The following is a 12,926-nucleotide window of genomic DNA, read 5'->3' as shown; positions in this document are numbered from 1 at the left end:
GACGAGATATCATGTATCTCTATTTCGCTTGGCTTTTGTTCAGTTTTCAAAGAACTTGTCCGTCGCTCGTTGGCGACTTAACTATCTTAACACTTTCAATTATCGGCGTCAAGATCTTTTTTAAAAAGTTTTTCGATCGCTGTTGTTTGTTTCGTTGTTGTCTCAGCGACAAGTAATAATATATCACCCTGGATAAAAAGTTGCAACTGTTTTTATAAACTTTTTTAAAAGTTTTTTTGAAAGCTAAGATTTCCTTCCATTATAACGGCATTACCCGTTAAACGACAGACTAAACCAATATAAACGTAAAAAGTCCAGGTCTTCATTATGACCTGGACTTTTTACGTTTATTCACTTTGTTCACGATTTCTCATTTGCGGGAATAGCAGCACGTCACGAATAGACGGGGAATTAGTTAGTAACATTACTAAACGGTCAATACCGATCCCTAGTCCACCAGTAGGAGGCATCCCATATTCAAGCGACTCTACAAAGTCCTCATCCATCATATGAGCTTCATCATCGCCTTGTTCGCGCTCAACCAGCTGCTGCTCAAAACGCTGGCGCTGGTCGATAGGGTCATTTAACTCAGAGAAGGCATTCGCGTGCTCACGTCCGACAATAAATAACTCAAAACGATCCGTGAAACGCTCGTCTTCAGGATTTTTCTTAGCTAGAGGAGAGATGGCTGTTGGGTGGCCGTATATAAATGTAGGTTGAATAAGCGACTCTTCAACAAAGTGTTCAAAGAACTCATTAACCACGTGTCCGTATGTCATTGTTTCTTTTACCGGTACCTTGTGTTCTTTTGCAAGAGCACGAGCTTCTTCATCAGTCATTTCTGGCCAGAAATCAACGCCGCTCTTTTCTTTAATAGCATCCACCATATGCACACGAGTCCACTTAGGCTCTAGGTCTACTTCATACTCACCGTATGTGACCTTCGTTGTCCCTAATACTTCCCTAGCAATATGGGCGACAAGTTCTTCTGTAAGCTCCATAATGTCTTGATAGTCTGCATAAGCTTCATATAACTCAATCATTGTAAACTCTGGGTTATGTCTAGTAGATACCCCTTCATTACGGAATACACGGCCGATCTCATATACCTTCTCCATGCCGCCTACAATAAGACGCTTCAGGTGAAGCTCAATAGCTATACGCATATATAAAGTCATGTCTAACGCATTGTGATGCGTGACAAAAGGACGTGCAGATGCTCCGCCTGCAATCGAGTGCATAGTAGGAGTTTCTACTTCAAGGAATCCACGATTATCTAAATAACGGCGCATAGATTGCAATATTTTACTACGTAATACAAACGTATCACGCACTTCTGGGTTCATTATTAAGTCTACATAACGCTGGCGGTAACGTTGCTCAATATCTTTTAAGCCATGAAACTTATCCGGAAGCGGGCGTAATGATTTTGAAAGAATTTGAAAATCAGTTACTTTAACTGATAACTCTCCTACTTTTGTTTTGAAAGCCGTACCTGTTACACCTACAATATCTCCAATATCAATAGAAGTGAAAAGATCATACTGCTCTTCACCCACTGCATCCTTACGAACATAAATTTGAACTTGACCAGATAAGTCTTGGATGTGGGCAAAACCAGCTTTCCCTTTTCCACGCTTTGTCATAATACGTCCAGCTAGCGTTACTTCATGACCTTGCTCTTCTAATTCTTCTTTAGATAACTCTGCAAATGTACTTTCCATTGTTTTGGCTGTGTGGGTTCTCTTAAAACGGCCGCCGAACGGATTTGCTCCTTGTGCTTCTAATTGAGAAAGCTTGTCTCTTCGTACGGCAAGTAAATCATTTAATTCGACCTCTTGGCTCATTACTTCTTCATCTCCTCTATTTTATGAGTCCACATTGTGAACTCATTATAATCAAATCTTTTTTGTTCTATAACTAGATTACACTTATCCTTTAAGTCAACCAATCGAACTTAATGATTTGCTACTCTAGATTAACTTATCAGTTTTCATTATACAGGTTTTTTTGACATAGAAAAACTGCCAGGGGTTAGCTGGCAGTTTCATAAACTCAAACGCATTATAGTTAATTATTCACTTAAAGTCAAACGACAATTGACTCATTAGCCATTTCCTCTTCTAGCTGGTCAATATAAGCATATAATGTTTTCGCTACATCATCTCTTGATTCGAACATGTTAATTTGATCTCTGATACGGCCGCCGCCGCGCAACCCTTTCAAATACCATGCTGCGTGCTTTCTCATTTCACGCACCGCAACAGATTCACCTCTTAGAGCAATTAAGCGATCTAAGTGAATCATGCACACGTCGATCTTCTCACGCGGAGTAGGATCAGGCATTAGCTCCCCATTTTCAAGATACTTCACTGTACGATAAAGCATCCATGGGTTTCCTAGTGCAGCACGACCTATCATTACACCATCTACCCCTATTTCATCTATCATACGACGAGCATCTTGTGGAGACTGCACATCGCCATTTCCGATTACAGGAATATTTACAGCATCTTTTACTTCTTTAATGATGTTCCAATCTGCATGTCCCTCATACATCTGGACACGAGTACGACCATGAACAGCGACCGCACTTCCCCCTGCACGTTCAACTGCACGCGCGTTTTCAACTGCAAAGATATGATCCTCATCCCAGCCGATACGCATCTTAACTGTTACAGGTTTATCAACGGCATCTACTGTCGCTGCAACCATTTCATAAATTTTATTCGGATCAAGCAGCCATCTCGCACCTGCATCACATTTAGTGATTTTCGGGACAGGACAGCCCATGTTGATATCAATAATATCTGCATTTGTATTTTTATCAACAAACTTAGCTGCCTCAACAAGCGTTTCTTTTTCCCCGCCAAAAATTTGTAAGCTTAGAGGCTTTTCGCGATCATCTACATATAACATGCTTAGAGACCTTTCATTTTTGTGTAGAATCGCTTTATCACTTACCATTTCTGCACACACTAAGCCGGCACCAAATTCCTTAGCAATTAAACGGAAAGCCGGATTACAAACGCCCGCCATCGGTGCAAGGACAACTTGGTTTTTCATTTCAATATTACCGATCTTTAACACTTCAATTCACCTCTAGGTTTTGTCTGATCACCTTTGGATTAAATCTTGCTTCGTTATATTTAAAACCGATGTTACTTTCTCGAGCATTTTTTCATCAGGTTCTCTGCTGCCTCGCTCCACTTCACCTAATACAGAAACAGATATCCCCATCTCTTTAGCAAATCGCTGCTGGGTAAAACCTTTTAGCTTTCGAAATGCTCTGATCCTTCTGCCCCAACTCTCGATTTCCATACGTTTACACCCTCTTTATCTGGCAACGCCTCGTATATATCTTTTATCGTTTGATTACGTGATTGAAAATAAAGTTTAGAGTTAAGTTCATATAATGGCACGATTACGAATGCACGTTCCCACATTCTAGGATGGGGTATGCATAGGTTCTCTACTTTCATATTTTGTTGATCGAAAAGGAGAATGTCAAGATCAATTGTTCTTGGGCCCCACCTGATATCACGCTTGCGTCCGCATGTATCCTCTATTAATTGAGTCCTCTCCAATAATTTCTCTGGACTTAAATTCGTCTTAGCTTGTATAACCATATTTAAAAATGACTGTTGATCGACATACCCTACAGGTTCCGTTTCATAGATAGAAGATCTTTTAACGACTTTAATATCCTCTTCTTTATCCAGCCGGTCGATCGCTTCTTCAAGATAGGCAGCTCGGTCCCCTATATTAGAGCCGAGAGCAATATAAACATTATGCTTCATTTTTCCCCCTTGTGATTTCAACCGCAACAGATTTATAGTGACCAGGAATAGGCGGGTCAGGCTTAATAAGCTTCACAGTACACCTTTCTAGCCGTTCATATGAGCCAAGCAATTCAGCGGCAATCTTCTCAGCAACCGTTTCCACCAGCTTATAAGGCTCTCCCTCAACAATTTCATTTACCTTTTTATAAACCTCACCGTAATTAATCGTTTCTTCAATATTGTCAGATGCAGAAGCCTTCTTTAAATCCAGCTCTAACGTTAAGTCTACATAAAAGCGCTGCCCTAGTTTATTTTCTTCTTTAAAGACCCCATGATAGCCGTAAAATTCTAATCCATCCATATAGATTTTATCCATTATCATTCGCCTCCCAGCATAGCATCCATCATCTTTGCCATTCTGCTCATTTCAAGAACATCGTGTACACGTACAATTTCACAGCCTTTAGCTATACCTAAGCATACCGTAGCGCCAGTTCCTTCAACACGTTCATCAACAGGGAGGTCTAATGTTTTTGCAATAAACCTTTTTCTAGAAGTGCCTAAAAGAACGGGGTACCCTAAAGCAGTAAATTCATCAAGCCTGCGCATCACTTCAAGATTTTGCTCGTACGTTTTAGCAAAGCCGATGCCCGGATCTAAAATAATTTTCTCATCTTCTACGCCAGCTTGATGACATAACGCAATACTCTCTTCTATATCTTGTTTCATATCTAGAAGTAGATCCGTGTACTCTGTATTGTCACGATTGTGCATCAAAATAATTTCAACACCGGTGTCAGCTGCTACTTGAGCCATCAGTGGATCAGCCTTAGCTCCCCATACATCATTAATGATCGTCGCACCCGCCTTAATGGATTCCCGAGCTACGTCCGCTTTGTACGTATCAATAGAGATCGGAACATCCGTTACACCTCTTACCGCTTCAATGACCGGAATGACTCTGGCAAGCTCTTCATCTGCCTCGACTTTTTCAAAGCCAGGACGAGTTGATTCTCCACCAATATCAATAATGTCCGCACCTTGCTCAATCATCTCTAACGCTCGTCTTTTAGCTGCTTCGACATCGTTATATTTACCGCCATCAGAAAATGAATCTGGGGTTGCATTCAAAATCCCCATAATTTTTGTACGTTTACCCACGGTGCACCCTCCTTATAACTCAATCTTGCTCCAAAGCTTCTTGCTGTATAGCTTGTACCTTTGTTGCAGCTCTCTCGTTATGGTTTGTTTTGAATCATACGTGTGGCGGTCGATACTAGTAAGAGAGACAACTTCTTGTATAGAATTGGTCACAAACACTTCATCGGCCTCATATAGCTCTTCTTTTGGATACTTTCCTGCATTTACGATATACCCGCTGTCTTTAAGCATCTTGATGACAAACTGCCTCGTTATACCATTCAGAATACCCGTTTCAATAGAGGGGGTATACACGATACCGTTCTTTACCCAGAATAAGTTCGAAACAATCCCCTCAGCTAGATAGCCATCTTCAGTTAAAAAGATGCCTTCAACTGAAGGATCTGAACCTATTTCACGTTTAGCCATTATATTATTCAAATAGTGATGGGACTTCAACCGCACCTTCGTTTCAGGTGTATTGCGTCTCGTCTTTAAAATAACACCTTGTTTTTCTCGACCCATCTGTTCAGGGAGCGACTTGGTATACACTACGGTTACAGGTTCAGTGTATTGCCCGGTATAAAGGCCAAGTCCCTTATCACCCGCAGAAACGTTCCACCTTACGTACACATCTTGATCTTGATATTGATTGGCATTGATCAGCTGATCGATGACACGGCTCATATCTTTACGGTTCATCTCCCACTCTATTCCAAGCATATGTAACCCTTCTTGCAAACGGCGAAAATGGTCATCCAATAAAAAAGGATGACCATTATACACGCGAAATGTCTCAAACAACCCTAGTCCATACATGTAACCATGGTCAAAAACAGACACTTTCGCTTGCTCGCCTGAAACAAGTTCACCATCTACATACATCATCATTCTACTGGTTCCTTGCGATATGTCTTAACAAAGTTACGCAATAGAACTTTCCCTGCATCAGTCATAATCGACTCCGGATGGAATTGAACACCTTCAATCGCCAGCTCTTTATGACGAATCGCCATAATTTCTCCCGCTTCCGTTTCAGCTGTAATCTCAAAGCATTCAGGCAGCGTTTCTCTTTTTACAATTAACGAGTGGTAACGAGTAGCTGTTAGCGGCGTAGGAATATTTTTAAAGATTGTTTTCTCATTATGATGGACTAAAGAGGTTTTACCATGCATTAAGCGCTCTGCACGAATCACATCTCCACCAAACACTTGAGCAATCGATTGATGACCAAGACATACACCGAAGATAGGAATTTTACCAGCAAAGTAACGGATTGCCTCAAGGCTGATCCCCGCCTCATTAGGACTGCACGGTCCAGGTGATATCATTAAGTAATCAGGGTTAAGTTCTTCAATTTCTTCAATTGTAATCTGATCGTTCCGCTTAACAATCAGCTCTTCTCCCATCTCACCTAAATACTGCACCAAGTTATACGTAAAAGAATCATAGTTATCAATCATAATAATCATAAATCGTTCCTCCTCAGCTCAACTAGCTATTTAATTTCGAACTCAACTCTTCTTCACTCAACTCAAGGGCATGCCACAATGCTCTTGCTTTCTTTAATGATTCCTTATACTCATGCTTAGGGTTTGAATCAATTACAATTCCTGCTCCCGCCTGCACATGAGCCTGCCCCTCCTTACAAACCATCGTCCGGATTGTAATATTCAACTCCATTTCATCGTTAAAACCAATCCAGCCGATCGATCCTGTGTAAATACCTCTTCTTACAGGCTCTAGCTCTTCGATAATTTCCATCGTCCGTACTTTTGGCGCACCGGTGATTGTTCCTCCAGGAAAAGTCGCTCGTATGACCTCATACAAATCATATTGATCATTAAGCATCCCGCGCACATTAGAGACGATATGCATCACGTGTGAATACTTTTCAATTACCATTAATTCGTTTACTTCGACAGTGCCGTACTCACAAACACGCCCTAAATCATTTCTCTCTAAATCCACAAGCATCACATGTTCAGCTCGTTCTTTTTCATTTTCTATTAAAGTCGCAGCAAGCTCTCTGTCTTCTTCTTCATTTTTTCCACGTGAGCGCGTTCCCGCAATCGGACGCGTACTCACTTCCATTCCTTGCTTTTTTACGAGCAGTTCTGGTGAAGCACTAACAAATTGGACATCCGGCGTTTCGAAATAGCTCATGTATGGAGATGGATTCAATTTTCGCAGTGTCTCATACACATGCATCGGTTCGCACCTAAGCTCTTTAGACTGTCTCACCGAAAGATTCACCTGAAAAACATCTCCAGCTGCAATGTACTCTTTAATTTTTTCTACTGCAGCCCCAAACTCCTCTTCACTCATCGAAGCACCTGCACCGGGATTAGCTTCCCTAGCCTCATAACTCCAAGTTGTTTCAGCAGACGTCTTTGTCCATAATTCTTCGTAATGCTTTAAACTTTCCTCTAACTCACTTATATGATCTTGTTCTCCATGAACAATGGCCCACATCTTTTCTTCCTTATGCTCATAAATAAATACATCATGAAAAAGCATAAAGTAAAGATCAGGCAGACCTAGATCATCGTCTGATTTATGAGGAAGCTTTTCGATTTCCCGGACAATATCATAGCTTAAGTAACCAATCGCCCCTCCTTGAAAAGAAGGTGTATCTGGCAATACAGCTGTCCGGTAAGGCGCCATAACCTCTTTTAATGAATCGAGAAGTTTCCCTTTTTTCGTCTCGGTTTCTCTCCCCCGTTTAACGGTAAGAACCTCACCCTTCCCTTCCACAATCGCAAACGGATCAAGTCCTATAATACTGTATTGACCGCCGCGCCCGCTTTCTAAAAGGACGTGATGGGGTTTTTCATTAGATAATTGTTTATATGCTTCAAACCATTTTTCTTTGCTTAATGAAAAAGAACTCGCCTTTGCGGTCCAATTCATCTTTTCTTTTGATAGGCCATTCCGTTCCAACGGCTTCACTCCGTTCATTTCATTTCTTTCTACTATCCATTCTACATGACAACGAAATAGAAGAAAAGAACAAGACCGAGTAAGAAAGCCGACTAATAATGGAAACGGCCTACAAGAAAAAACAGCCTCACCAGAAGGCGCGGCTGTTTGTCTTCATTAATCTTCGAATTGATAAAGTGGTGTACTTAAGTAACGTTCACCATTTGAAGGAATAATCGCTACTACCTTTTTACCCGGTCCAAGCTTTTCAGCTAATTGAAGCGCTGAGTAAATGGCAGCCCCAGATGAAATTCCTCCAAGGATTCCTTCTTCTCTTGCTGCACGACGAGCATATTCAAATGCTTGCTCAGTTGATACTTGAATAACTTCATCATATACAGCGGTATCTAGAATATCAGGGACAAAGCCCGCACCAATTCCTTGTATCTTATGAGGTCCTGGGTTTCCACCTGATAAGATTGGCGAATCTTGAGGTTCTACTGCTGCAATATGCAGATTTGGAAAATGTTCTTTCAAGAAACCGCCGGCACCTGTAATCGTACCGCCTGTTCCAATTCCAGAAACAAATCCATCTAGCTGCCCGTCTACTTGCTCTAGAAGCTCTTTTCCTGTCGTCTCACGGTGGATTTTAGGGTTGGCATCATTTTCAAATTGCTGCGGCATGAAGTAGCCGTTTTCTTTTGCAAGCTCTGTCGCTTTACGGATCGCACCGCCCATCCCTTCTGGTCCTGGCGTTAGAACAAGCTCAGCTCCATAAGCGCGTAACAAGTTACGACGCTCCATACTCATTGTCTCAGGCATTACTAATTTCGTTTTATATCCTTTTGCAGCTGCGACCATTGCTAATCCAATTCCTGTGTTACCACTTGTCGGTTCAACAATTGTATCTCCAGCTTTTAATGTCCCATCTTTTTCTGCAGCTTCGATCATTGCTAATCCAATACGATCCTTTACACTGCTCCCCGGGTTCATAAATTCTAATTTCAAATACACATCGGCGTGCTTATCAGCAACAAGACGATTTAATTTTACTAGCGGCGTGTTGCCAATTAACTCCGTAATTGATTGAACAACTTTCATGGATAGCGCCTCCTAATCCCAAGTAAATTCATAGGTTTTGTATAAATAATGTTAGCAGACGTTTTCAGATAAGTCAATCAATAAAAAGCCCAATTTCCAATTTATTTAGTTTCTGTTAGTAATTCCTCTAGCTCAGCGACATCAAACGCATAAACTTCATTACAGAAGTTACAGCGAGTTTCAGCTCCCCCGTCTTCGTCAATCATTTCTTGAATTTCTTCTGGACCAAGACTCGTAATAGCATTCGCTACACGTTCTTTAGAGCATGCACATGAGAAAGCAACCGGCATATTATCTAAAAACTTAACATTATCATCACCAAGCAACGCTTTTAACATTTCTTCTGGCGGCATACCTGCTTCCACAAGCTTTGAAATAGGAGGAATTGAGTTTAGTCGTTTTTCGATTTCAGAAATGACTTCATCATCCGCACCTGGCATTAATTGAATAATAAATCCGCCCGCAGCCAAAATAGAGTTGTCTGGATTTACCAGAACCCCTACCCCAACTGACGATGGAGTTTGTTCTGAAGAAGCGAAATAATACGTGAAATCTTCCCCAAGTTCTCCTGATACAATCGGAACACTTCCAGTAAAGTTATCTCTCATACCGATATCTTTTACAACTGATAAATAGCCATCCGTTCCTACTGCACGAGCTACATCAAGTTTCCCATGCTCGTTAAGGTCGAAATGTGTTTGAGGATTCGTTACATAACCGCGAGATTCTCCTTTTGTATTAGTATCTACAATAATAGCTCCAATCGGACCGCGGCCTTCAATCTTCACCGTTAATTTAGCATCACCTTTTAACATGGCTCCCATCATTGTGCTTGCCATCATCGCACGCCCTAAAGCGGCTGATGCAGTCGGCCATGTCCCTTGTCTTCTAACTGCCTCATTAATCATATCCGTCGCTACTAATGCATATGCACGAACTTTGCCTTCAAACCCTGTTGCTTTTACTAAATAATCACTCATTGTAATTCTCCTTTATTTAGAAATTGTTTTTATGTTGTTCTTTATTTTTCTCATAAATAATCCTTAAGCCTTTTAATGTCAGCAAGGGATCAACCACATCAATACTTCTAGCTTCTGTAGAGATAAGGCTCGCTAATCCTCCTGTCGCAATAACAGCAGGAATTTCTTTTGATTGTTCCTTCATGCGGCCGACAATCCCATCAACTTGACCGACATAACCAAAAAATATCCCTGCTTGCATCGCGTGTACCGTATTTTTCCCCAGGACATCCACAGGCTTCGCTATTTCAATTCGCGGGAGTTTTGAAGCCTTTGTATATAGCGCTTCTGTTGAAATCGAGATGCCGGGTGCGATGGCCCCGCCCATATATTGTTTTTGCTCGTTTATATAGCAGTAAGTTGTAGCTGTGCCAAAATCCACGATCACAAGCGGCGAGCCGTATAACTCTATAGCAGCAACTGCATTGACAATTCGATCTGCCCCTACTTCGCGCGGGTTATCATATTTTATGTTCAACCCTGTCTTTATTCCAGGACCAATAATCATAGGATTTAATTTAAAATATCTCTTGCACATTTGCTCGAGTGTATACATGATAGGCGGGACGACTGAAGAGATAATAATTCCTTCAATCGATTCAAAGGGCAGGGCCTTGTCCCCAAATAATGCTTTGATGGTCATCGCATATTCGTCTTCGGATTTTTGCCTGCTCGTTGCTATACGCCAATGATAGATCAATTCATGTTTTCTATATACACCTAAGGCAATGTTTGAATTCCCTACATCTGCCACCAGAATCATCTGCCTCACCTCTTATCTCTGGTCAAACCTAGTACAGATTTGAATCTAATTTATATGTGGCCAAACACTGAATTTAAGTTTAAACGAAAGAAAAGAGGATGTCGATTCCGACACCCTCCCTTTCATCAAAAAGATTAATCATTCTTTTTATTATCATCTTCAAACGAACGATTATCCTCCACCGATGGATCTTTTTCAATCGGCTCATCTGTGTTTGGTTCCTGCGGCTGTTCAGCCTCTACTTGCGGCGTTTCTTCTTTTTTTGAGTTGATGTTCACTTTCACATCTGACTCCGATGCTTTCTCTTTTTCAAGGTGAGCGTTTAAATGATGATCATCAGGAAGTTTTCCTTCATGCACCAATGATTTAATTTGCTCCGCATCTAACGTCTCCATATCAAGTAACGTTTTCGCTACAAGATCAAGACTGTCTTTATTTTCAAGAAGAATTTGTTTACAACGTGCGTAACATTCTTTAATAATACGTTGTACTTCTAAGTCAATCTCATGAGCAATCGCATCACTGTAGTTCTGCTCATTTTGAATATCGCGACCAAGGAATACTTGACCGCCAGACCCAGAAATAAACTGCATCGGACCGAGCTTTTCACTCATTCCGTATTCTGTAACCATTTTTCTAGCTATACCGGTAGCTCGTTGGAAATCATTATGAGCACCCGTACTTACTTCTCCAAAGGTTACTTCTTCCGCCACACGACCGCCTAAGAGTCCGATAATCTTATCAAGTAGCTCTGGCTGTGTCATGAAATAACGGTCTTCTTTAGGAAGCATAACCGCATATCCTCCCGCCATACCACGAGGGACGATAGTTACTTTATGAACCATGTCAGCATTCTCAAGCTTCACACCTACAACGGTATGTCCAGCTTCATGCCATGCAACAATTTTCTTTTCTTTCGGTGAAATAACACGGCTCTTTTTAGCCGGCCCTGCAATGACCCGGTCAATCGCTTCTTCAATATGAATCATGCTGACCTTTGTCTGATCATGTCTTGCTGCGACTAACGCCGCTTCATTTAACAGATTTTCAAGATCAGCCCCAGAGAAGCCAGGTGTTCTTGTAGCAATGGTCTTTAAGTTTACATCATCATTTAAAGGTTTGTTTCGTGCGTGAACCTTTAATACTTCCTCACGCCCAATAACATCTGGACGGTTAACTTGAATTTGACGGTCAAAACGGCCTGGACGAAGAAGGGCTGGATCTAGAATATCCGCACGGTTTGTAGCCGCAATAATGATAATTCCTTCGTTTGCGCTGAAGCCATCCATCTCAACAAGTAATTGGTTTAATGTTTGTTCACGCTCATCATGTCCGCCGCCAAGTCCAGCTCCACGCTGACGACCTACTGCATCAATCTCATCAATAAAGATGATACATGGGGCGTTTTTCTTCGCATTTTCAAATAAATCACGTACACGGGATGCACCGACACCGACAAACATCTCAACGAAGTCTGAACCACTAATTGAGAAGAACGGTACGCCAGCTTCACCAGCTACTGCACGAGCAAGTAATGTTTTACCTGTACCCGGAGGTCCTACTAAAAGCACCCCTTTTGGAATACGAGCGCCAATTGCAGAGAATTTACGAGGGTCTTTTAAGAACTCAACAACTTCTACAAGCTCCTGTTTCTCCTCATCTGCACCAGCAACATCTTTAAATTTCGCTTTTTTCTTATCTTCATTAACCATTTTCGCCTTACTTTTACCAAAGTTCATCACTCGGCTGCCGCCGCCTTGAGCTTGACTTAGTAAGAAGAAGAGAATAAAGATAATAATAAATGGAATAATCCCTGTGAAAAATTGAACCCATCCGCTCGTCTCATCAGCTGGCTCAATTTCTAAATTAAATGGGGTTCCTGTTGGATCTTCTGCATTAAATAAAAGTTCAGCAGTCTGCTCGCTGCGTAGAGCATACGTTTGGAAAAACTCATCTTCAGCTTGATCATTAAATTGACCGCGTACTAAGTACACTTGTCTCTCAGGTTTCACTGATAATTCTTGAACCTGACCATTCTCAAGCCTTTCAGCAAATTCATTAAACGATACGTTCTCTGTTTCTGTTTGATCAGAGTTGAATACACTCACAATCCCGACAATGACTAGGAAAATGAGTAAATAAAAAATCGTATTACGGAATATCCGATTCATCCTTGACCTCCTCCGACGGGCATTATAG

Annotated in this window: 13 protein-coding genes; all 13 read right to left on the bottom strand. The window is 41.4% G+C overall.

Features of this window, described 5'->3' with window-relative positions; genetic code table 11:
• Positions 1-347 precede the first annotated feature (347 nt).
• A complete protein-coding gene (gene lysS / locus A33I_RS08165) occupies positions 348-1,847 on the bottom strand; it encodes a lysine--tRNA ligase (RefSeq protein ID WP_022627984.1) in 1,500 nt (499 codons plus the stop codon).
• 241 nt (positions 1,848-2,088) lie between these two features.
• Positions 2,089-3,090, bottom strand: a complete 1,002-nt coding sequence (dusB, locus tag A33I_RS08160) for a tRNA dihydrouridine synthase DusB (RefSeq protein ID WP_022627983.1) — start codon at positions 3,088-3,090, stop codon at positions 2,089-2,091.
• 27 nt (positions 3,091-3,117) lie between these two features.
• On the bottom strand, positions 3,118-3,321 hold the full coding sequence (locus A33I_RS08155; protein ID WP_022627982.1) for a helix-turn-helix domain-containing protein: 204 nt from the start codon (positions 3,319-3,321) through the stop codon (positions 3,118-3,120).
• Positions 3,273-3,800 carry a 2-amino-4-hydroxy-6-hydroxymethyldihydropteridine diphosphokinase gene (gene folK / locus A33I_RS08150; RefSeq protein ID WP_022627981.1) on the bottom strand — a complete coding sequence of 176 codons (528 nt, stop codon included), beginning with the start codon at positions 3,798-3,800 and terminating at the stop codon, positions 3,273-3,275. The genes A33I_RS08155 and folK overlap by 49 nt, the downstream gene beginning before the upstream one ends.
• A complete protein-coding gene (gene folB / locus A33I_RS08145) occupies positions 3,790-4,158 on the bottom strand; it encodes a dihydroneopterin aldolase (RefSeq protein ID WP_022627980.1) in 369 nt (122 codons plus the stop codon). Before folB ends, folK begins: the two co-directional genes overlap by 11 nt.
• Positions 4,159-4,160: 2 nt before the next feature.
• The gene (folP, locus tag A33I_RS08140) at positions 4,161-4,922 is read right to left on the bottom strand and encodes a dihydropteroate synthase (RefSeq protein WP_235806178.1); all 762 of its coding nucleotides are present in this window, start codon (positions 4,920-4,922) and stop codon (positions 4,161-4,163) included.
• A gap of 33 nt (positions 4,923-4,955) precedes the next feature.
• Positions 4,956-5,813 (bottom strand): aminodeoxychorismate lyase, encoded by an 858-nt coding sequence (gene pabC / locus A33I_RS08135; RefSeq protein WP_022627978.1) that lies wholly within the window; start codon positions 5,811-5,813, stop codon positions 4,956-4,958.
• On the bottom strand, positions 5,810-6,394 hold the full coding sequence (gene pabA / locus A33I_RS08130) for an aminodeoxychorismate/anthranilate synthase component II (RefSeq protein WP_012957097.1): 585 nt from the start codon (positions 6,392-6,394) through the stop codon (positions 5,810-5,812). The genes pabC and pabA overlap by 4 nt, the downstream gene beginning before the upstream one ends.
• Positions 6,395-6,416: 22 nt before the next feature.
• Positions 6,417-7,883 carry an aminodeoxychorismate synthase, component I gene (pabB, locus tag A33I_RS08125; protein WP_022627977.1) on the bottom strand — a complete coding sequence of 489 codons (1,467 nt, stop codon included), beginning with the start codon at positions 7,881-7,883 and terminating at the stop codon, positions 6,417-6,419.
• A 138-nt stretch (positions 7,884-8,021) separates the two neighbouring features.
• A complete protein-coding gene (gene cysK / locus A33I_RS08120) occupies positions 8,022-8,945 on the bottom strand; it encodes a cysteine synthase A (protein WP_022627976.1) in 924 nt (307 codons plus the stop codon).
• 101 nt (positions 8,946-9,046) lie between these two features.
• A complete protein-coding gene (hslO, locus tag A33I_RS08115; protein ID WP_022627975.1) occupies positions 9,047-9,925 on the bottom strand; it encodes an Hsp33 family molecular chaperone HslO in 879 nt (292 codons plus the stop codon).
• Positions 9,926-9,941: 16 nt separating this feature from the next.
• Positions 9,942-10,727: a type III pantothenate kinase gene (locus tag A33I_RS08110; protein WP_022627974.1), complete on the bottom strand. Its 786-nt coding sequence runs from the start codon at positions 10,725-10,727 to the stop codon at positions 9,942-9,944.
• A gap of 134 nt (positions 10,728-10,861) precedes the next feature.
• A complete protein-coding gene (gene ftsH, locus A33I_RS08105; protein WP_022627973.1) occupies positions 10,862-12,898 on the bottom strand; it encodes an ATP-dependent zinc metalloprotease FtsH in 2,037 nt (678 codons plus the stop codon).
• Positions 12,899-12,926 lie beyond the last annotated feature (28 nt).

The organism is Alkalihalophilus marmarensis DSM 21297, assembly GCF_000474275.2.
GTDB lineage: Bacteria > Bacillota > Bacilli > Bacillales > Bacillaceae_D > Alkalihalophilus > Alkalihalophilus marmarensis.
Note: the sequence above shows the minus strand (reverse complement) of the source record. Positions and strands in the feature narration are given on the sequence as shown.